We start from the raw sequence: 19,348 nt of genomic DNA, 5'->3' as shown, positions 1-19,348 counted from the left end.
CGCCTTTGATATTGCGTTGCCAAAGCAATTTTATGGAACGGTATAAAGACGTCTTCCATTTTGTAATGTTTCAACTTAATAAGCCGTGATAAAGGCATCAATAGAATCACGTAGTTTTTTGCTAATCCCCACCAACGGCAGGCGTACAAAATCATCGCAAACATCAAGTTGGTCAAGCACTGCTTTAATACCCGCCGGATTTCCTTCAGCAAAAATATAATCGATACAAGGGGCTAATTTGTAGTGCAAGGTGTAAGCCTCGTCTACTCTTCTCTCCAACCCTAATCGAATCATATCTGAGAAATCTCTTGGAAAGCCTTCACCAATAACCGAAATAACGCCAGCACCTCCGGCCAATGTCATAGGTAACGCTATCATATCGTCACCACTAATCACTAAAAAGCCATTAGGTGTGCTATGTATCATCTGCATAGCCTGCACTAAATCTCCTTTCGCTTCTTTTATCGCAACAATAGTATCGAAATCTACAGCCAATCTAGCCACAGTTTCAGGCTCCATATTACTTGCTGTTCGGCCAGGAACATTGTACAAAATAATTGGTTTTGGCGCTACTCGTGCTAAGGCAGCAAAGTGCTGATAAATACCTTCTTGGGTAGGTTTGTTATACGCTGGCGACACAGAAAGAATAGCCGTAAAAGCACTTAGATCTCTACGTTGCATTTCTTCGGAAACTTTAGCTGTATTGTTTCCACCTATACCTAACACCAACGGAAGTCTTCCATTATTTGTAGCAACAACGGTAGCTATCACCAATTGTTTTTCTTCTTCGGAAAGCGTTACACTTTCGCCTGTGGTACCTAAAACCACTAAATAGTCGATGCCGTTTTCTATCTGAAATTCGACTACATTTTTCAATCCTTCAACATCAACAGCTCCTTCCGAAGTAAAAGGAGTAACTAGCGCTACACCTGTTCCAATTAATTCTTTCATTTTCTATAATTTGTATGGTGACTAAAGATTACAAAGATACTGCGATTTCCGAAGTTGAAACCTTTTAGATTGCTATCATTTTCTTAAAATTAACTTCCGTTTTCAACGCACGCTATAACAAACGTTGCAACCGCAATGCTATTGGCTCAAGTAATGGGTCTGTAGGATTAAATGCTTCTAGTTTCTTATAGTACGCGCTTCCCAATTCACAATCTTTTCCAGTTTCTTCACATTTATAACTTATTGCCATGGTTAATCTAAACATAGCGTCATAATCGTTTGGGTAAAGTTCTAGTGCTTTTCTGTACTGAAACATGGCATTGTGCCACTTACGCTTTTCAAACCAAGAATCGCCATCTACTATAAAATAAAGGTACTGGTTATACGCTTCTGTTTCTTGTTCAATCTTTAAATCAGTTTTTACTTTCGCCTCAGAATTGGCAAACTTCACGCCAAAAAACACCACAATAGCAACAAGTACCACGGCAATTATTGCGGTAAGCAACAGTTCTTTTTGCCGTTGTTTTGTTATCTTCTTTCGTATCTGTATTAATTGCGCTTCGGTTACTTTTTCTACCTCAATTTTACCTTGTTGAAACGCTAACGCGTCTTTTTTGGTGTTTAAAAAACGGCGCTCTTTATCATACATGCCCTTCCTACGCAACAAACTCTTGTTTGAACGTAATGACTGAATCATAGCCAATATGTGTCCTTCTCCGGGCATAGGTTAGAAATATTTGAAAAACGTAACTATTGCGGGTCTTTAGAAAGTCTTGTGGACGACCCAGCATCATGAAAGCCAACTTCGGTTCCAAATAAGTACGAAAACGAATCGACTGGTATAAGTCTTAAAAAAGAACGAATAAGCACTTTAATAACATTTGGCTTGTTACCATATTTGTCGGTAACTACGGTTTTTGTTACTATTTTACCCAAGGTTTTTTGAAAAACAACTTCTAACACGAAGTAATAAAGAAACATAATAACATAAAACAAGCTTGAATTTTGATAAATGCCTCCCAAGAAAGCAGAGATTAAGAGCCAAGCCAACAGTATTACAAACGTGTCTACAAGGTAATTTGTAAGTCGAACCCCTTTGTCAACTTTTCTAGATTGGGCATTCGCTGTTTTATCCATTATTTAAAGCTAAGAAGTTTTTAAGACATCTTACCCAACGCTGTCAAATATTTTTTTAATTCACTTTTAAATGCTGAAATATCTGTGGGTTTTACAGCTAATAACAAATCGTACAATCGTTGGTCTGCACCAGAGAATCCTACTTTAAAATTAGCACTGCTCGCAGCAACCAGATGGTCTAAAATTTCATGCTGCCCTTCATAGAATCCAATAAGCACGTCAAATTGTTTGTCTAAAAACTCTTGCGCATTTTGGTTGTGCATGTTTCCTTTCCAGTCAAAATCTTTACTCTGTACTTGGTTTTGCCGAAGGCTTGGAAGTTTCTTTTTACTTTCTATAAACGAGAATACTTTAACATCTTTTGGAAGCACATTAAGATCTTTATAAATATCGTATAGCACCTCGAAATCCTGAAAATGTGCTTCATCTACCAAAAACCCAATGGTTTTCACCTTAGAATTAACACCAGAACGGTCTCGCTTTTCCAGATGCCGCTCTTTTCCTTTTCGCAAGGACTTTTGTTTCAGTTTATTTAAAATCATAGACGTAGTAAGCTGTTACAAAAATAGGTCGTTCTCATTATTTTTTAGCCTAAATAGGCTGTGTTTTTAAGTAAGAGTACTTCAAAAATCATAGCACAGAAACTATAACATAGCTAAAAAATCATCTTCAGAAATAATAGCCACCCCTAATGTTTCAGCTTTTGTACGTTTACTTGGCCCCATGTTATCTCCTGCAACTACATAGCTTGTTTTACTAGATATAGACGATGACACCTTGCCACCATTATCTTCAATTAGTTTCTTCAATTCTGTTCTCGAAACTTTTGTAAACACACCAGACACCACAAATGTATTACCCGCTAAAGTATCGGTCTGATTTGCCAATGCCTCTTCTGAAAGTGAGAGTTGCACCCCGTATTCTTTTAGTCTTGCGATACTCGTTCTATGACTTTCTGAAGTGAAAAACTCGAGCACGCTTTCGGCAATTCTGTCGCCAATTTCATCTACCGCTATAAGTTGTTCGAAAGATGCTGCCATCAATGCATCGATACTTTTAAAGTGCTTTGCCAATTTTTTTGCGACTGTTTCGCCTACATACCGAATCCCTAGACCAAAGAGCACACGTTCAAACGGAATTTGTTTGGATGCAGCCACACCAGCAACTAGATTTTCAGCACTCTTGGCTGCCATACGCTCTAACGGAATCACCTGTGAGGTGGTTAACGTGTACAAATCGGCGTAATTCTCAATAAGGCCGTTCTCTACAAGCAGCGCCACAGTTTCACCGCCCAATCCTTCAATATCCATCGCTTTTCTAGAAATAAAGTGTTGAATACGCCCTATAATTTGTGGCGGACAACCAGTACTGTTCGGGCAATAATGCTGTGCTTCTCCCTCGGCACGAACCAAAAGTGTGTCACACTCCGGGCAGGCAGCAATGTATTGGGTAGGCGCAGAAGCTGTGTTCCTCTTTGTAACGTCTACCCCAATAATTTTAGGAATAATTTCCCCACCTTTTTCTACATATACCGTATCTCCTTCTCTTATATCTAATTTCGCAATTTGGTCTGCATTATGCAACGAAGCTCTTTTTACAATAGTACCTGCCAGCTCAACAGGTTGAAGATTAGCAACAGGCGTAATAGCTCCTGTCCTACCCACTTGATACGTTATATGCTCGAGTATTGTTGTTACCTGTTCTGCTTTAAATTTATAAGCCATTGCCCATCTAGGGGCTTTTGCAGTGTATCCTAGCTCTTCTTGCTGCTGTAAGCTATTAACCTTAATAACTACACCATCGGTCTCGTAGGGTAGCTCGTGTCTATGTTTGTCCCAATAATTTACAAATGCTAAGACCTCATCGGTGCTTTTCGCTAGAGCAGCAATATCTGGTACTTTAAATCCCCACTGGCGTGCTTTTTCTAAACTTTCAAATTGTGTCTTTATTGGCAGCTTTTCGCCCACCAGGCTGTACAGCAAGCACTCTAATGGTCTTTTAGCAACTTCTGCACTATCTTGTAGCTTAAGACTTCCAGAGGCTGTGTTACGCGGATTCTTATAAGGTTCTTCACCATTTGCGATACGCTCTTCGTTCATTTTAATAAAACCTTCGTAGGGCAAAACAATTTCGCCTCGTATCTCAAATTTTTGTGGATAATCTCCTTTTAGCTGTAGTGGTACCGACTTAATGGTTTTTATGTTTGTGGTTACATTGTCGCCTTGAAATCCGTCACCTCTAGTTACCGCTCTTACTAACTTACCATCTTCATAGGTTAAACTCATAGACGCCCCATCGTATTTTAGTTCGCAGGTGTAGTGAACCTCTCCGTCTATCATTTTTTTAACCCGTTTTTCCCAGTCTTCAAGATCTTCTTTAGAATAGCTATTATCTAGCGAATACATTCGAAACGTATGCGGCACCGTTTCAAAATTCTTAGTCACTTCTCCCCCTACTCTTAATGTTGGAGAGTTTGGATCGTAAAATTCAGGATGTGCTGTTTCTAGTGCTTGTAACGATTTCAGCAATAGGTCAAAATCGTAGTCTGAAATGGTAGGATTATCTAGTACGTAGTAATTATAGTTATGCTCGCGAAGCTGTGCGCGAAGTTGGTTTATTTGTTCTTCGGTGTTCATACCTACAAATATAAAACTTATACCATCAAAAAAACCTTTCGGCAAAAGCAAGCTGAAAGGTTTTTTTTATGAATATGAATATTCTTGTTAATCGTCTAAGAAAATATTTCGCGTAAGCGCCGCACATAGTCCGCCAGCTATTGGCACTACAATAAACAGCCAAAGTTGTTCTAGCGCCATTCCCCCCGCAAACAAGGCCGGTCCTAAGCTTCTTGCTGGATTTACCGAAGTTCCAGTAATAGGAATCGCAACCATATGGATTAATGCCAAGGATATACCTATGGCCAGTCCTGCCATTAATGGTGAAGCGTTTTTTGCTGTAGTACCAAAAATTACTAGCAGAAAGATAAACGTAAAGACAAATTCTGTGACCAAAGCTGAAGTCATATTATACTCGCCGAGATAACCTTCGCCCCAACCATTACTTCCTAAGCCCCACTCGGGCATAGCAAAGCCACTACTTCCTGTTGCAATTACATAGAGCAATCCTGCTGCAGCAACAGCACCAATACATTGAGAGATTACATACCCTACGGTGTCTTTGGCAGACAATTTACCAGCTGCTAACATAGCAATAGAAATGGCTGGATTAATATGGCACCCTGAAATAGGCCCAATAGTATACGCCATTACTACAACAGCTAGTCCAAATGCTAGGGAAATACCTAAGAGACCAATTCCTTCTGGACCAGATTCTGAAACACTGGCAATGGTAGCAGCACCGCAACCAAATAGAACAAGCGCAAAGGTACCTAGCCCTTCTGCAAAATACTTTTTTAATGATTTCATATAGTGAGTTTAAGTTGTTAATAGACTTCAAATTAGTTAATTAAAACTTATTCTCAAATAATGATGTTCAAAAACAGGCGGTTTTCGATTAGGAGTAATATTTGGGAGATTAAGTTCGCTCAGGCTTAAGCCACTTTGGAATCATTGGCGTCTTAAAATCTTCCATTTTTTGAAGTAAATTAGATATAGAAGTATCTACTAATAAGAGCTCATAATTATCCATTTTTAAGAAGCCCTTCCGTACCATAGTCTCAAGCAATTGTAATAAATCGTCATAAAAACCATTAGTATTAAGAAGACCTATTGGCTTGGTGTGCAACCCAAGTTGCAACCACGTAATAATCTCGAAGAGTTCTTCTAAAGTTCCAAATCCGCCAGGCAATGCAATAAAACCATCGCTAATTTCTTGCATTTTCAACTTGCGTTGGTGCATGTTCTCTGTAGTAATAAGTTCTGTAAGTCCGAGATGAACCACCTCCTTTTTCTTGAGAAATTGAGGAATAATACCAACTACCTTTCCGTTGGTGCGCAGCATGGTTTCGGCAATGGTGCCCATAACGCCAATTTTAGCAGCTCCGTAAACAAGGGTAATATTTCGTTGCGCAAAAGTTTCGCCTAGGGCTATAGCAGCATCGGTAATTTGAGTGTCATTACCATCACTACTTCCGCAGAAAACGCATATTTTTTGTAGTTTACTCATTAGGCTTACGTATGGTATTTAGTGTCGCTTGCACCTTAGCATTCTATCTTTGCCAAAAATGTCTTTTCTAAGTTCTATTTCAGCAAAACCTTCGGCTTTTAGCATGTCTTGCATTTCCTTTCCAAGATACTCATTAATTTCGAAGTATAGTGTTCCGTTCACACTTAAATGCGCTTCTGCGAGTCGTGCAATTTTGGTATAAAACACTAACGGATTATCATTTGAAACGAACAATGCGCTCTCGGGCTCATGCTTTAAAACATTAGGCTGCATAAATTCCTTTTCAAGGGCGCGAACATATGGCGGATTAGAAACGATACAATCGTATGTATGAGGAAGTGTGTTAAGTGCTAAAATATCAGCTTGGTAAAAATTAACCGAAACTTCGTTATCTAGGGCATTTTGCTTTGCAATGTGTAGTGCTTCTTCGGAAATATCTACTGCCGAAACAGCGGCATTTTCAAGGTTTTTTGCCAAAGAAATGGCTATACAACCACTGCCCGTGCCTATATCTAGAATGCTAGGGGCAACGTTTTCGAAATCAGAAAGTATCCATTGTACCAACTCTTCGGTTTCTGGTCTTGGTATGAGTGTAGCTGGAGTTACTTTAAATGGGAGTCCAAAAAACTCGGTATCCCCAATGATATACTGAATAGGCTCGTAGTTTTGAAGACGTTTCATAGCATCCAAAAACTTAGTTTCTATGTTGCTCGTGACTTCTAGCGGTCCATTTGAAGAAATATCGAAACGTGAATACCCTAGATAGGCTTCAGCTAACCAATTAAAAAAAGTAGCAACTTCTTCTAGAGGATAGTTCTCTGAAAGTGTTGCTGTAAAATTAGATTTTAATTGTTTTAAGGTCATAAATGGTTAATAAAAAGCTCCAGCTCTATTGGTTACAATTTTTTTAACATATGCACAGGGCACGAAAAGTGACCCGTATCGCCAAGTGGCGCATCTATGTACTCAAATCCGCTACGGGTATAAAGCTTTTGTGCTGCTTTCATATAAGGCATGGTTTCTAAGTAACACCCTTCATACCCGAAGTTTTTTGCTACCTCTAAGCACTTTTGCATCATTTGAGTACCAATGCCTCTTCCACGCGAAGCTGGTAGGTAATACATCTTTTGAAGTTCACAGACATTACCATCGTAATTTGCTAGTTGAGCAACACCCGCACCTCCAAGTAAGATGTTGTTCTCTTCTACTACAAAATAGGCAGCCTTAGGTTGATTGTACGTCTCGTACATACAGTCTAAAGAAACATCTTCGTACACTGTTCCAGTTTTAGCAACATTTAGCTCTAATAAAACGCTTCTAATGAGTTGTGCAACGGCAGGGTTGTCTTTTTTCTGAATCGGGCGAATAATAGGTTCGTTCATCTCAGTTATTCCTTGTATTTTTGACGCTTACTTGAAGGTGTGAAGATACACGAAAAATACATGCTTCGTTGCATTCAATTAGCCAAAAATGGCTTGGCAACCACCTACCCCAATCCGTTAGTGGGCAGTGTTGTTGTTCACAACAACAAAATTATTGGAGAAGGCTGGCATTATAAAGCCGGACAACCCCATGCCGAAGTAAACGCCATTTCTAGTGTAGCCAATTCTGCGTTACTTTCGGAAGCCACCATTTACGTAAATTTAGAGCCCTGTAGTCATTTTGGAAAGACTCCTCCCTGTGCCGATTTAATTATTGACAAGGGAATTAAAAAAGTAGTGATTGGAACCACAGATCCAAACCCGAAAGTGGCGGGTAAAGGCATTCAGAAATTAATGGCAGTAGGTTGTGATGTTGTGGTTGGCGTTTTAGAAAAACAATGCGAAGCCTTAAATAAAAGGTTTTTTACATTTCAGCAGAAAAAAAGACCCTATATTTTCTTGAAATGGGCAAAAACTACAGATGGTTTTATTGCACCAGAAGTAAGAGATGAACAAAAACCAGTTTGGATTACAAGCAAATTAACCAGACAACAAACACATAAATTACGAGCCCAAGAGCAAGCTATTTTAGTAGGAACGAAAACGGTGCTTGACGACAACCCTAGCTTAACCACCAGAGATTGGTATGGCGCAACACCCATACGATTGGTATTAGATCGCAATTTAAAAGTGCCCGCAGACGCCGCTATTTTTGCTGGCGCTGACACAACTTATATTTTTACCGAACAAGCAGTTGAACATGCTGCCAACTGTAAGATTGAGACTATTAACTTCAGAGAAAATATAGCTCAGCAAATTTGCGATGTTTTATATAGAGATGGCATACAAAGTCTTATTGTAGAAGGTGGTTCTAGAACCCTACAAACTTTTATTGATGCCAAACTATGGGATGAGGCATTTGTATATACTGGAAGTAATAACTTTAAGACTGGCACTGTTGCACCAAAATTGGAAGGCGCAATTATTGCTAAAAATGTAATCAATTCAGACACCCTAATTCACTACAAAAACACAATTGCATGATGTACCTTTTACTTAGCGTGCTTGCTTCTACGCTTATTTTTGTAGTCTTTAAGCTTTTCAGCATATTTAAAGTAAACACCTTGCATGCTATTGTAGTTAATTATTTTGTGGCATGCGTGAGCGGTATCATAGCTTTCAATGGAACAATCACATTAGCAACTATCCCTGCTTACAATTGGTTTTTTTACGCCATTGCTTTAGGGTCTTTGTTTATCATTGTTTTTAACCTCATGGCAATAACAACCCAGCGTAGCGGCCTATCTGTAGTTTCTGTTGCCACTAAAATGAGTGTGGTAATTCCTATAATTTTTGGACTACTTTACTATAAGGACAGTTTAGGCATATATAAAGGAGTTGGTATTTTACTGGCATTGGTTGCTGTATACTTAGCTTCGGTAAAGCAAAAAGATGGATTAGCAATTCAGCCAAAAAATTTGATTTTTCCTATTTTGGTTTTTCTTGGTAGTGGAATCATTGACACCAGCATAAAATACATTGAAGGATCTTTTGTAGCAGAAAATGATGTCCCTATATTTTCTGCAACCATATTCGCATCTGCATTTAGTATTGGTATTTTAGTTGTGATAGCACAAGCAATACGAGGTAAGTTTAGGTTCGAATTTAAAAATATCATTGGTGGGATTGTACTTGGTGTGCCTAATTATTTTTCGATTTATTTTTTAGTGAAAGCACTGCGAAGCGATCTGTTGGAAAGTTCTGGAATTTTCACCATAAACAATGTAGGAATAGTAATGCTTTCTACCCTAGTTGGTATTGCGCTCTTTAAAGAAAAGTTATTGCTAAAAAATTGGATTGGCATACTAGTAGCCGTTTTAAGCATATTTTTGGTTGCTTTAGATAAGTTACTATAATGCTTACTGCGGAAATTTTCTGCAATCAGAATCCGTTAGACAAAATGAACGCGAAAGAATGCATTTTATGGATCGTAAAAATATAAGATGATTTCCGAAGAAAAAGATACTTATAAAACAATACTGAAGCCGGGAGCCGAAAGCTTTTTTAAAGAAAAAGGCAGTAAGTTTTATGGGTATGCCTTTCCCGTCACTTCCGAAGATGCAGTAAAAACGTGTCTCGACGAATTAAAAAAGCAGCATCACTCAGCACGTCACTTTTGCTACGCTTGGCAGTTAGGAAAACAGTACGATAGTTATCGCGCTAATGATGACGGTGAGCCTAGCAACAGCGCAGGAATGCCAATATACGGACAACTACAAGCATTTGATGTAACAAACATTTTGGTTGTTTCTGTTCGGTACTTTGGGGGTACAAAATTAGGCGTTGGCGGATTGATACAGGCTTACAAAACATCTGCGCAATTGGCATTAGAAAGTTCGAAAATAGTGACACGAACTATCGATGAGCAATTTTTACTCACCTTTGAGTATCCCGAAATGAACGCTGTTATGCGTATCATTAAAGACGAAAATCTTCAAATTATAGAACAAAAGCTAGCGCTAAATTGCAAAATCTTGATTTCGGTACGAAAAAAAGATGCCGAACGTATTTTTAACGTGTTTGACAACCTTTACAAAGTCGGCATAAAAAACCACAGTTAAAAGCAGCTATTTTTGTTTAACTATTACGTCAATTTTTCCAACAAATAATTAGGTGCCTTCATGAGCTTATTTGAAGTGGCATTTATAAAAACTAAGGTAGTCTCTGCACTAATGAGGAGTTCGCCTAATTGATTGTGAATTTCGTAGTAAAACTCAATTTTAAATGTAGGAATATTCTTTAGGCTCGTTGTAATGGAAATAACATCGTCGTAACGCGCTGGCAGCTTATAGTTTATGTTGAGATTTGTAACTGGCAGTAGCACGTTATTTTCTTCCATCCATTTGTAAGAAAAGCCCAGTTCGCGCAGCCATTCGGTTCTTCCTTGTTCTAAGTATTGAGCGTAATTTCCGTAGTACACCACACCCATTTGATCGGTCTCTGCATAACGCACTCTTAATTTTGTAAGATTTTTTTTCATAAAATTTATGCCAAAAAGGGGGAAGTTTTTTGTATGTTTGAATAGATTACAGTATGAGAAAAAAAAAGTAGAAATTCAATACCTAAAGTGTTTTTTTTTTCAATTTTTTGTTCACATATTTGCATCGCTAAGAAACCGTTAGAAATGTTCTTTTTCTATTTTTTTAGCCACCCAGTATTAACTAACGCAACCACTGCATAAATTATGAGCAAAACTGCACCATCGGTTTGGAACAACTGTTTGTCCTTTATTGAAGATAATATCACTTCACAAGCGTACAAAACTTGGTTCGAACCAATAAAAGCAGTGAAGCTTACAGATACAGCGCTTAGCATACAGGTGCCAAGTAAATTTTTCTACGAGTGGCTAGAAGAGCACTATGTGAAAATTTTAAAAGTTGCACTTACTAAAGAGTTGGGGTCTCAAGCCAAATTGGTGTATGTTATTAAAATGGAAAACACCTATGGCAACAAGCAACCTTTTACTGAAAAAATTCCGAGTGCCAATCGTTCTAGTGTTCAGTCTCAAGAAGTAGACGTACCTATAAAAAATAAAAACCCTCAGCTTAAAAACCCATTTGTAATTCCGGGCATTCGTAATGTAAAAATCGAATCACAGCTTAATCCTTCGTACAATTTTGAAAACTTTCTGGAAGGAGAATCAAACCGGTTAGCGCGTTCTGCAGGTATGGCAGTTGCCAATAAACCAGGTGGCACAAGTTTTAATCCGTTGCTTGTTTTTGGTGGTGTTGGTTTAGGAAAAACACATTTAGCGCATGCTATTGGGGTAGATATAAAAGATAAGTACCCAGAAAAAACAGTGCTTTATATTTCTGCGGAAAAGTTTACACAACAATATATTGAGAGTGTAAAAAAGAACAACAGAAACGATTTTATACATTTTTATCAGATTATTGATGTACTTATTGTAGATGATATTCAGTTGCTTTCTGGAAAGGCTGGAACACAAGATGTTTTCTTCCATATTTTTAATCATTTACATCAAAACGGCAAGCAAGTCATTTTAACTAGTGATAAAGCCCCGGTAGACATGATTGATATTGAGCAGCGACTCTTATCTCGTTTTAAGTGGGGACTTTCAGCAGAACTCAACCACCCAGACTACGACACACGTGTAGCTATCATAAAAAATAAGTTATACCGCGATGGTGTTGAAATGCCAGAAGACATTGTAGAATTCTTGGCTAATAATATTAAAACTAATATTCGAGAATTAGAAGGTGCCATTATTTCGCTTATCGCACATTCTTCTTTCAACAAGAAAGACATTACCATAGATCTTGCTAAGAAAATAGTAGACAACTACGTAAAACATACCAAGCGAGAGGTTTCTATAGACTACATACAAAAGGTAGTAAGTGAATATTTCCAAATGGATGTAGAAACACTGCAATCTAAAACACGTAAACGCCATATTGTTCAGGCTAGACAGCTTGCAATGTTTTTTGCTAAGAAGTTTACCAAAGCGTCTTTAGCTTCAATTGGCTCGCAAATTGGCCAAAGAGACCACGCCACAGTATTACACGCTTGTAAGACTGTAGATAATCTTTCCAGTACAGACAAGCAATTTAGAAAGTACGTAGAAGATCTTCAGAAAAAATTAACGCTCTAACAGACCAACTATTAAATCCTGCTTTCTGCGGGATTTTTTATGCGTACAGTTGAAATTTTACATGAAAAATATAAATTAATCGAATGAAAAAAGTACTCATGGTTTGCCTTGGTAATATCTGCCGCTCTCCTTTGGCAGAAGGCATCCTAAAATCGAAAGTAGACTCTAACCGCATTGAGGTAAGCTCTGCAGGTACAGGAGGTTGGCACGTTGGCGAACTCCCAGACCCTCGTAGCATTGAAGTTGCAAATGCACATGGTTTAGACATAACCGACCAGCGTGGCAAACAATTCTCTACATACGACTTTGAAATTTATGATCATATTTTTGTGATGGATAAAAGTAATTATCGAGATGTCATTAAGCTTGCTACCACACCTTCCGAAGAAAAAAAGGTTCAACTTATTTTAGAAGAAATACATCCTGGAGAAAAAAGGGACGTACCTGACCCTTATCATGGTGGAGATCAAGGATTTAAAGATGTTTACAACATGCTAGACGCAGCTTGCGATAAAATTGCACGTAGACTTTAGTTTTTGGTTCGACTACTTTTAAGTATCTTAGTATTTCGAAAAAAATACATGCTATGAAACAAATTACAACACTATTGCTGGTTTTCGCAACGACGATTTCCTTTGCACAAGATATACTTTTAGAACCCTACGCATCTGGGTTTGATGACCCTATTGAACTTAAAAACGCCGGGGACGATAGACTTTTTGTTGTAGAACAAGGAGGTACCATCAAAATTATAGATGGTTCTGGAACAACGCTACCAACGCCATTTTTAGATATTTCTGGACAAGTAGCGTGCTGTGGAGAACGCGGACTCTTAGGCCTTGCATTTCACCCAAACTATGCGACAAACGGTTTCTTTTTTGTTAACTACACGGTAAATGTTGGAGGTATTTTAACAACGCAAGTCTCTAGATTTTCTGTAGATCCAGGAGACCCTAATAGCGCGTTATCTGGATCTGAATTAAAGATTATAGATTACGAACAGCCCTTTTCTAATCATAATGGGGGCTGTATAGCATTTGGACAAGATGGCTATTTGTATATTTCATCAGGCGATGGAGGTTCGGGTGGTGATCCAGGCGACAGAGCACAAAACACAGAATTACTGCTAGGAAAACTTCTAAGAATTGATATTGACAATACAGTAGGCTCAACCAACTATAGTATACCAGCCGACAACCCATTTGCTGGAGACCCTTCTAAAGCACAAGAGATTTGGGCATATGGCTTAAGAAATGCTTGGAAATTTTCGTTCGATAGTGCCACAGATGATCTTTGGATAGCCGATGTTGGACAGAACGCCATTGAAGAGATAAATAAAGCAGGTGCCAGCGAAGATGGACTTAACTACGGGTGGAATTGTTTTGAAGGTAGCAGTCCGTTCGCGGGGGCTCCAACAACATGCCCTCCTAGTAGCACACTTACGTTTCCAGTAGCAGAATATCCACACTCTGTAGGGTTTTCAATCACTGGAGGTTATGTGTACAATGGTACCTTGCAGCCCTCACTACAAGGGTACTATTTTTTCGCCGATTTTGGAACTGGAGTTATTGGTACGGTAGATAGCGCTAACAATTTTAACAACCTCGGAACGTTTGGAGGAAACTGGTCGGCCTTTGGCGTAAATAATGAAGATGAGCTTTTTATCGTTAACTATAGCGGAGCAATTTCTCGTATCGTCGAAGATAAACCAATCATCGGAGTTGATGAGTTTAACACAAATGATTTTAAGTTATATCCAAACCCAGCCGAAAATGAAGTAAACTTATTACTCAGCAACGACCTCTTATCGAGTTTTGCCATAATGGACATGAAAGGTAGTGTGTTACTATCTGAATCTAATATTTCAGCAGCAAACATTTCTATTAATGTAGCCGGCTTATCGCAGGGTATTTATTTATTGAAAGGAACTACCGACAATAACCAGACGTTTGTAAAAAAATTAGTGGTAAAATAGACTTTACCATGGAAGCAAAAAAAGGTAATTTATATTTAATACCATGTACATTGGGTGACACACCACCCCTTGAAGTACTACCCTTATTGGTTAAAAAGGCCGTTGAAGAAATTGACCATTACATTGCAGAACACGAGAAAAATGTGCGTAGTTTCATTAAAAGCATCTCACCTCGTAAATCGCAGCCTGACTTACAAATAAGTCTTATTAATAAATTCACCGACGAAAGTGAAACACCGGCTATGCTTGCCCCTTGTCATGCTGGGTTTGATGTAGGTGTTCTTAGTGATGCAGGTTGTCCTGGAGTTGCAGACCCAGGGGCATTAGTGGTGGCAGCTGCGCACCGACAAAACATAAAAGTGGTTCCGTTGGTGGGCCCTTCTTCTATTTTGTTGGCATTGATGGGTAGCGGACTTAACGGTCAGAATTTTGCTTTTAACGGTTATCTCCCTATTGACAAGCGTGAGCGTAGGCTTGAAATAAAAAGACTGGAGCGATTATCTGCAGAACGTAATCAATCGCAACTATTTATTGAAACGCCTTACCGAAACAACCAACTGTTAGAGAGTATTCTTTCAACAGTACAAGCAGACACCCAAATATGTGTTGCTTGCGATATCACCTTGCCAACAGAGTATATAAAAACTTTACCAGCTTCGGTTTGGAGTAAACAAAAAGTGGATCTCAATAAGAGACCCACTATATTTATTATTCAAAAATAAGCGCTTATTACACGCGTACTTTTGCTTTCTGATTTGGCTTGATAAACGAAGTATCATACCCAGAAAATTTCTTAAGATAATATCCAATAGAAGTACCAAAGGCATCGCTGAAACCTTCAGCACCACCACTTCTAAGGTATTTTTTCACATTACCAGCACCTGCTAAATGAGCTGCAGCAAGAATACCTGACTCGGTTACGCGAACGCCACCAATGGTTCTTCCAACATAGCGTTTAATATCACGTCGTAAAATCCATTTATTTCTAGACGTATAGGCACTAAATGCGGCTTCTTGCAACTTGGCATCGTTCATAAAACGATCTGCGCTATAGACGCCAACCATTTTTAGGGTATTAATATTAAACTGATATTTCCCTAGATAACCAAACTCATTTATAATACTGTAATCTCCTCTAGATTCTTTAAACCCCAATGCTTCTCGAAACCCAACATAGGTTTTTCCAAGAAACAAATTATAGTTTTCAGTAACTAGCGGTGTACTTTCTAGTACCTCATCTTGTGTAGGTACGTGAAAATAAAGCTCTAACCCTTCAGTAGAAAAAAGAGAAACTTCCTTTTTCTTTCTGAATGAAAATCCTGTTGCAATAAACAGTACTGCAAACAATAGGATACCAATTCGTATAAATTTTACTTTCATTTCTATATTGAATTTTGGTAGGTAAAGTCCCACCTCAATTTCAGCGTGCAAAAGTACAACTTATTTTACAATTTTGATATTCAGGGTGTTAAAAAATGTTAAAGGCGATTTTTGGCTTTTTTTCATACTCGTAGTAGTTCTTGTTACCAGAAGTGAAATTAACAATGAAATAGACTTTAAATTGATAATCCCCTAAAAAACAATGAACTAAGTTATGAACATCCTAAAATGAAAAAAGTTGAGCTTGTCAACTCAACTTTTTCAATAATTATAGTGTCACTCTTGCGTTTGCATCGGGGAGAATCGAGGCTAGATCGTAGCCCCCAAAGTTAATCATGTACTTTGTGATAGGGATATTATTTGCGTCTGCAAAAATTGTATCCCCTTTAGATTCTAGAAATTTTATAACATTTCCAGCACCTCCCAAATGGGCTGCTGCAATAATTCCAGATTCGGTTACAACAACACCAGCTATATTCTCGCCTACGTATTGAGTAATATAATCTTTCAGAACAAACTTGTTCAAAGAAATTAATGTTGAAAATGCTTCTTCTTGCAAGTCTGGATTGTTCAAAAAGTTTCTTTTACTCTTCACGCCTACCCATGAAAGGGCAGAACGGCCAAACTGATATTTGCCCATGTATCCAAGTCTGTTCACAGCCTTATAATTACCACTGCTTTCACTAAAGCCGAGGTCTTCACTAAAACCAAGAAATGACTTCCCAAGAAAAGGAACATCCTCACTTGGGTTCATAATTACCTCATATGCATTAGGAACATAGGCTAGCTCTCCTGCAATATTTGAGATAAATATAGAACTGCTATTACGTTTCACTGTTTTCTTAGGTGAAAAACCTACAATGGCAAAAGCCACAAGTAGGAGCAGCACAGACAATTTCATAAAACGATTTATCATGTTCTATTTATTTTAGTTTATAATTATTGCCCGCTAGCTTCGTGCTAGTAGGAAATTACCTAAAACAAACATAAAAGTGTAGCTAGCAAATTCATGCTTGCTAAAAGGCTTTATGAAATCTGTACGTCAATGAACTAAATATTTTCGTGTTCTTTATTATCAAAGAACATTGAAATCAATATACTACATATACCGATAGATTTAGAGCTATTAACACTCTTTAACCGTAGGATTAATAAAGGTTTAACGAAACAAAGAAGAAACCCGTCTATACTACCTATTCACCCCCTGTTGGGAGATCCATCGTACGTATTCGGCTTTGTTTCTATTGTGTTGAGAAAGCGTTTTTGCAAATTTATGATATCCAAAATTCTGAACATTTGCCACAAAATACAAATAGTCGTGCTTTTCATAATTTAATACAGCGTCTATAGCAGTAATATCAGGCATGGCGATAGGGCCAGGCGGCACACCAGCATATTTATATGTGTTGTATGGAGAATCTAATTCAAGATCTGCATATAGGACTCTTTTAATAATTTGATCAAAATCATTTTCTGCTCGCTTTTTGGCATAAATCACCGTAGGGTCTGCTTGTAATAACATTCCGCGACTCAATCTATTCATGTACACTCCAGCCACTCGTTTCCGCTCATCTACCTTTGCCGTTTCTTTCTGAACGATAGCCGCCAAAGAAATCACCTCTGTTGGCGTCATTTTTAATGCAGCCGCTTTTCCAATTCGTTCTGCATTCCAAAAACGCTTATATTCTGAAGCCATTTTATCACGAAACCCTTCAGCAGAAGTGTTCCAATAGACTTCGTATGTATTAGGTACATACATAGCAAGGGCTGTTGCGGTATCAAACTTTTGCGCTTCTAAGAAAACCTCATCCTTCATAGCTCTCAATAAGGAAAGACTATCTGCTTCAATCTGATTGGCAATGGCTCCTGCTAAATTTTCTAAACGTTCCTGGTTATTAAATTTCACTTTAATTGGAATATTGCCGCTGCGAATACTATTAATGATGTCATTATTAGACATCCCATTCTTAATAACATAATGTCCAGGCTTTACGTTAGTTGCATACCCTTTTCTATTGGCCACCGCCACAAAACTTTCTACATCTTCAAGCAAAGGCTCTACTTCCTCAACCACCTCTGCAAAAGACGCATTAGTTGGTATATAAATATGGGCTTCTGTATTATTAAAAGCAGTGTTAGGCGTAAAAACTGTAGTATACACATACCACGAAAAAATTGCCATTCCTACCAGTCCGAGCAACACAATTGCGATGAGAATTTTCTTTATATACATAATCCCTTTACCTTATTATTTATTTTTCTAAGATGAGTTGATACAACCATTCGTCTTTATACTTACCGTTAGCTAGAATCCAATCTTTCTTTACACCCGCTTTCTTATACCCAACTTTTTCGAACAATTCGATACTTTTCTGATTATCATTGGTAATATTCGCGTACAACTGATGCAAATTTAAATGTACCGCAGCATATTTTTGCAACAGTTCTAATGCTTCCATTGCCATACCTTTACCCCTATCTTCAGGGTTAAAAACAACAATTCCTACTCCTGCTCTTCGATGCTTTGGTTCAAAATCGAACAAATCTACAAAACCAATGGGTCGGTTGTCTTCTTCAGCACAAATTACAAGACGTAATTGTTTTACTTCATAAATATCTCTATGCGCATTGTCTAAATATTGTTGTAGTACATATTTAGAATACGGTTGCGTAGTATTACTAATTTCCCATAATCCTTCATCATTCTCTAACGCATACAAAAACTCTAAATCAGATGATTCTAATGCTCTTAAACTTATATGTTCTCCTTTTAGCGTTTTCATTTAAATTGTAATAGCTCCATTAAAAACCTGTGTAGCTGGACCAATTAAATAAATGGAAGTGTAGACACCTTCAGCTTCAGTAAATGTAACGTACAATTCGCCGCCAGGTTGTTGTAATGTAATTTTATCTAAGGTGGCGTTTCCTCCTGCATGCATTGCAATAGCCACAGCAGTAACTCCGGTACCACACGACAGTGTTTCGTCTTCCACTCCACGCTCGTATGTTCGCACGGCAAACGTGTTTGCTGCAAGTTTTTCAACAAAATTCACATTAGCTCCAGCGCTTCCGTACAGGTTATTCCTAATTTGCCTACCCTCCTTAAACACATCATACCTTTCAAGATTGGTGACAAATTGTACATGATGGGGCGAACCTGTATCTACAAACGTATGTTCTTTTTCTTCGGAAACTTTAAATACATCTGTCATTTTTAGGTGTACAAGCCCGTCTTTAAGCAACGCCTCATGCATACCATCGACGGCTTCAAAATGAGTTTCATTTTCAATTAAACCCAGAAAATTAGCGAAATGAACAATACATCGACCCCCGTTGCCACACATGCTACTACTATTTCCGTCAGAATTATAGTATATCATTGTGAAATCTGCCGTCTCATGACGCTCAAGCAATATGAGTCCGTCTGCTCCTATGCCAAATTTTCGGTCACATAATTGTGCCACCAATTTGGTATTGTTTTTGGGGAATTGTAACAGACGATTATCTACAAGTATAAAATCGTTGCCCGTACCTTGATATTTATAGAACTGAATGGTCATGACTGCAAATGTACAAATTGCGGCGGCGTGTCATCATATTTTATAGCTGTTAAATGTGCGTTAAATACGAAATGTTACTACAATAGTATCGTCTTAAAAGTGTTACTAAATTATAATTAAAAGAAAA

The 19,348-nt window shown here is 38.1% G+C and carries 22 protein-coding genes; 7 read left to right on the top strand and 15 right to left on the bottom strand.

The window, feature by feature from the left end; genetic code table 11:
- Positions 1–75: 75 nt before the first annotated feature.
- From dapA to G5B37_RS14410, 9 genes are all read right to left on the bottom strand, one after another.
- Entirely contained in the window at positions 76–951 is an 876-nt protein-coding gene (gene dapA, locus G5B37_RS14450; protein WP_164680722.1) for a 4-hydroxy-tetrahydrodipicolinate synthase, read from the bottom strand.
- A gap of 112 nt (positions 952–1,063) precedes the next feature.
- Positions 1,064–1,648, bottom strand: coding sequence for a hypothetical protein (locus G5B37_RS14445; RefSeq protein ID WP_164680721.1), 585 nt, complete (start codon positions 1,646–1,648; stop codon positions 1,064–1,066).
- 53 nt (positions 1,649–1,701) lie between these two features.
- Positions 1,702–2,088, bottom strand: a complete 387-nt coding sequence (locus G5B37_RS14440; protein WP_164680720.1) for an RDD family protein — start codon at positions 2,086–2,088, stop codon at positions 1,702–1,704.
- A 20-nt stretch (positions 2,089–2,108) separates the two neighbouring features.
- The gene (locus tag G5B37_RS14435) at positions 2,109–2,630 is read right to left on the bottom strand and encodes a DUF6913 domain-containing protein (RefSeq protein ID WP_164680719.1); all 522 of its coding nucleotides are present in this window, start codon (positions 2,628–2,630) and stop codon (positions 2,109–2,111) included.
- Between the two features lie 102 nt (positions 2,631–2,732).
- The gene (gene ligA, locus G5B37_RS14430) at positions 2,733–4,724 is read right to left on the bottom strand and encodes an NAD-dependent DNA ligase LigA (protein WP_164680718.1); all 1,992 of its coding nucleotides are present in this window, start codon (positions 4,722–4,724) and stop codon (positions 2,733–2,735) included.
- Positions 4,725–4,811: 87 nt separating this feature from the next.
- The gene (gene aqpZ, locus G5B37_RS14425) at positions 4,812–5,513 is read right to left on the bottom strand and encodes an aquaporin Z (protein ID WP_164680717.1); all 702 of its coding nucleotides are present in this window, start codon (positions 5,511–5,513) and stop codon (positions 4,812–4,814) included.
- Between the two features lie 109 nt (positions 5,514–5,622).
- Positions 5,623–6,213: an LOG family protein gene (locus tag G5B37_RS14420; RefSeq protein ID WP_164680716.1), complete on the bottom strand. Its 591-nt coding sequence runs from the start codon at positions 6,211–6,213 to the stop codon at positions 5,623–5,625.
- An 18-nt stretch (positions 6,214–6,231) separates the two neighbouring features.
- Positions 6,232–7,077 carry a peptide chain release factor N(5)-glutamine methyltransferase gene (gene prmC / locus G5B37_RS14415; protein WP_164680715.1) on the bottom strand — a complete coding sequence of 282 codons (846 nt, stop codon included), beginning with the start codon at positions 7,075–7,077 and terminating at the stop codon, positions 6,232–6,234.
- 32 nt (positions 7,078–7,109) lie between these two features.
- The gene (locus tag G5B37_RS14410; protein WP_164680714.1) at positions 7,110–7,595 is read right to left on the bottom strand and encodes a GNAT family N-acetyltransferase; all 486 of its coding nucleotides are present in this window, start codon (positions 7,593–7,595) and stop codon (positions 7,110–7,112) included.
- Positions 7,596–7,655: 60 nt separating this feature from the next.
- Here G5B37_RS14410 and ribD point away from each other — a divergent pair, with 60 nt between their 5' ends.
- The 3 genes from ribD to G5B37_RS14395 all read left to right on the top strand — a co-directional run bounded on the left by ribD (position 7,656) and on the right by G5B37_RS14395 (position 10,255).
- Entirely contained in the window at positions 7,656–8,678 is a 1,023-nt protein-coding gene (gene ribD, locus G5B37_RS14405; RefSeq protein WP_164680713.1) for a bifunctional diaminohydroxyphosphoribosylaminopyrimidine deaminase/5-amino-6-(5-phosphoribosylamino)uracil reductase RibD, read from the top strand.
- Entirely contained in the window at positions 8,675–9,550 is an 876-nt protein-coding gene (locus G5B37_RS14400; protein WP_164680712.1) for a DMT family transporter, read from the top strand. The genes ribD and G5B37_RS14400 overlap by 4 nt, the downstream gene beginning before the upstream one ends.
- Before the next feature lie 87 nt (positions 9,551–9,637).
- Positions 9,638–10,255, top strand: coding sequence for an IMPACT family protein (locus G5B37_RS14395; RefSeq protein WP_164680711.1), 618 nt, complete (start codon positions 9,638–9,640; stop codon positions 10,253–10,255).
- A 23-nt stretch (positions 10,256–10,278) separates the two neighbouring features.
- Here the strand turns inward: G5B37_RS14395 and G5B37_RS14390 are convergent, their stop codons facing one another.
- The gene (locus G5B37_RS14390; protein WP_164680710.1) at positions 10,279–10,674 is read right to left on the bottom strand and encodes an acyl-CoA thioesterase; all 396 of its coding nucleotides are present in this window, start codon (positions 10,672–10,674) and stop codon (positions 10,279–10,281) included.
- Positions 10,675–10,878: 204 nt separating this feature from the next.
- Between G5B37_RS14390 and dnaA the strand changes: the two genes are divergently transcribed.
- The 4 genes from dnaA (at position 10,879) to G5B37_RS14370 (ending at position 15,003) form a co-directional block, all read left to right on the top strand.
- On the top strand, positions 10,879–12,306 hold the full coding sequence (gene dnaA / locus G5B37_RS14385) for a chromosomal replication initiator protein DnaA (protein WP_164680709.1): 1,428 nt from the start codon (positions 10,879–10,881) through the stop codon (positions 12,304–12,306).
- An 83-nt stretch (positions 12,307–12,389) separates the two neighbouring features.
- On the top strand, positions 12,390–12,839 hold the full coding sequence (locus tag G5B37_RS14380; protein ID WP_164680708.1) for a low molecular weight protein-tyrosine-phosphatase: 450 nt from the start codon (positions 12,390–12,392) through the stop codon (positions 12,837–12,839).
- 53 nt (positions 12,840–12,892) lie between these two features.
- Entirely contained in the window at positions 12,893–14,281 is a 1,389-nt protein-coding gene (locus G5B37_RS14375) for a PQQ-dependent sugar dehydrogenase (protein ID WP_164680707.1), read from the top strand.
- Between the two features lie 8 nt (positions 14,282–14,289).
- A complete protein-coding gene (locus G5B37_RS14370) occupies positions 14,290–15,003 on the top strand; it encodes an SAM-dependent methyltransferase (protein WP_164680706.1) in 714 nt (237 codons plus the stop codon).
- Positions 15,004–15,010: 7 nt separating this feature from the next.
- On the opposite strand, the gene G5B37_RS14365 is transcribed toward G5B37_RS14370, so the two are convergent.
- The 5 genes from G5B37_RS14365 to dapF all read right to left on the bottom strand — a co-directional run bounded on the left by G5B37_RS14365 (position 15,011) and on the right by dapF (position 19,221).
- The gene (locus G5B37_RS14365; RefSeq protein WP_164680705.1) at positions 15,011–15,661 is read right to left on the bottom strand and encodes a peptidoglycan-binding protein LysM; all 651 of its coding nucleotides are present in this window, start codon (positions 15,659–15,661) and stop codon (positions 15,011–15,013) included.
- A 268-nt stretch (positions 15,662–15,929) separates the two neighbouring features.
- Complete coding sequence (locus G5B37_RS14360) at positions 15,930–16,577, bottom strand: hypothetical protein (RefSeq protein ID WP_164680704.1); 648 nt, start codon at positions 16,575–16,577, stop codon at positions 15,930–15,932.
- Between the two features lie 273 nt (positions 16,578–16,850).
- A complete protein-coding gene (gene mltG / locus G5B37_RS14355) occupies positions 16,851–17,894 on the bottom strand; it encodes an endolytic transglycosylase MltG (protein ID WP_164680703.1) in 1,044 nt (347 codons plus the stop codon).
- A gap of 19 nt (positions 17,895–17,913) precedes the next feature.
- The gene (locus G5B37_RS14350; RefSeq protein WP_164680702.1) at positions 17,914–18,444 is read right to left on the bottom strand and encodes a GNAT family N-acetyltransferase; all 531 of its coding nucleotides are present in this window, start codon (positions 18,442–18,444) and stop codon (positions 17,914–17,916) included.
- Positions 18,445–19,221: a diaminopimelate epimerase gene (gene dapF / locus G5B37_RS14345; RefSeq protein ID WP_164680701.1), complete on the bottom strand. Its 777-nt coding sequence runs from the start codon at positions 19,219–19,221 to the stop codon at positions 18,445–18,447.
- Between the last annotated feature and the right edge of the window lie 127 nt (positions 19,222–19,348).

The sequence above is a fragment of the Rasiella rasia genome, assembly GCF_011044175.1.
Classification (GTDB): domain Bacteria; phylum Bacteroidota; class Bacteroidia; order Flavobacteriales; family Flavobacteriaceae; genus Marinirhabdus; species Marinirhabdus rasia.
The sequence above is the reverse complement of the archived record's forward strand: the minus strand, read 5'-3'. Positions and strand labels throughout refer to the sequence as shown.

Excerpts from the sequence above, each read along its gene's own strand:
- dapA (WP_164680722.1), bottom strand. The coding sequence starts at position 951 with ATGAAAGAATTAATTGGAACAGGTGTAGCGCTAGTTACTCCTTTTACT.
- G5B37_RS14445 (WP_164680721.1), bottom strand. The coding sequence starts at position 1,648 with ATGATTCAGTCATTACGTTCAAACAAGAGTTTGTTGCGTAGGAAGGGC.
- G5B37_RS14440 (WP_164680720.1), bottom strand. The coding sequence starts at position 2,088 with ATGGATAAAACAGCGAATGCCCAATCTAGAAAAGTTGACAAAGGGGTT.
- G5B37_RS14435 (WP_164680719.1), bottom strand. The coding sequence starts at position 2,630 with ATGATTTTAAATAAACTGAAACAAAAGTCCTTGCGAAAAGGAAAAGAG.
- ligA (WP_164680718.1), bottom strand. The coding sequence starts at position 4,724 with ATGAACACCGAAGAACAAATAAACCAACTTCGCGCACAGCTTCGCGAG.
- aqpZ (WP_164680717.1), bottom strand. The coding sequence starts at position 5,513 with ATGAAATCATTAAAAAAGTATTTTGCAGAAGGGCTAGGTACCTTTGCG.
- G5B37_RS14420 (WP_164680716.1), bottom strand. The coding sequence starts at position 6,213 with ATGAGTAAACTACAAAAAATATGCGTTTTCTGCGGAAGTAGTGATGGT.
- prmC (WP_164680715.1), bottom strand. The coding sequence starts at position 7,077 with ATGACCTTAAAACAATTAAAATCTAATTTTACAGCAACACTTTCAGAG.
- G5B37_RS14410 (WP_164680714.1), bottom strand. The coding sequence starts at position 7,595 with ATGAACGAACCTATTATTCGCCCGATTCAGAAAAAAGACAACCCTGCC.
- ribD (WP_164680713.1), top strand. The coding sequence starts at position 7,656 with ATGCTTCGTTGCATTCAATTAGCCAAAAATGGCTTGGCAACCACCTAC.
- G5B37_RS14400 (WP_164680712.1), top strand. The coding sequence starts at position 8,675 with ATGATGTACCTTTTACTTAGCGTGCTTGCTTCTACGCTTATTTTTGTA.
- G5B37_RS14395 (WP_164680711.1), top strand. The coding sequence starts at position 9,638 with ATGATTTCCGAAGAAAAAGATACTTATAAAACAATACTGAAGCCGGGA.
- G5B37_RS14390 (WP_164680710.1), bottom strand. The coding sequence starts at position 10,674 with ATGAAAAAAAATCTTACAAAATTAAGAGTGCGTTATGCAGAGACCGAT.
- dnaA (WP_164680709.1), top strand. The coding sequence starts at position 10,879 with ATGAGCAAAACTGCACCATCGGTTTGGAACAACTGTTTGTCCTTTATT.
- G5B37_RS14380 (WP_164680708.1), top strand. The coding sequence starts at position 12,390 with ATGAAAAAAGTACTCATGGTTTGCCTTGGTAATATCTGCCGCTCTCCT.
- G5B37_RS14375 (WP_164680707.1), top strand. The coding sequence starts at position 12,893 with ATGAAACAAATTACAACACTATTGCTGGTTTTCGCAACGACGATTTCC.
- G5B37_RS14370 (WP_164680706.1), top strand. The coding sequence starts at position 14,290 with ATGGAAGCAAAAAAAGGTAATTTATATTTAATACCATGTACATTGGGT.
- G5B37_RS14365 (WP_164680705.1), bottom strand. The coding sequence starts at position 15,661 with ATGAAAGTAAAATTTATACGAATTGGTATCCTATTGTTTGCAGTACTG.
- G5B37_RS14360 (WP_164680704.1), bottom strand. The coding sequence starts at position 16,577 with ATGATAAATCGTTTTATGAAATTGTCTGTGCTGCTCCTACTTGTGGCT.
- mltG (WP_164680703.1), bottom strand. The coding sequence starts at position 17,894 with ATGTATATAAAGAAAATTCTCATCGCAATTGTGTTGCTCGGACTGGTA.
- G5B37_RS14350 (WP_164680702.1), bottom strand. The coding sequence starts at position 18,444 with ATGAAAACGCTAAAAGGAGAACATATAAGTTTAAGAGCATTAGAATCA.
- dapF (WP_164680701.1), bottom strand. The coding sequence starts at position 19,221 with ATGACCATTCAGTTCTATAAATATCAAGGTACGGGCAACGATTTTATA.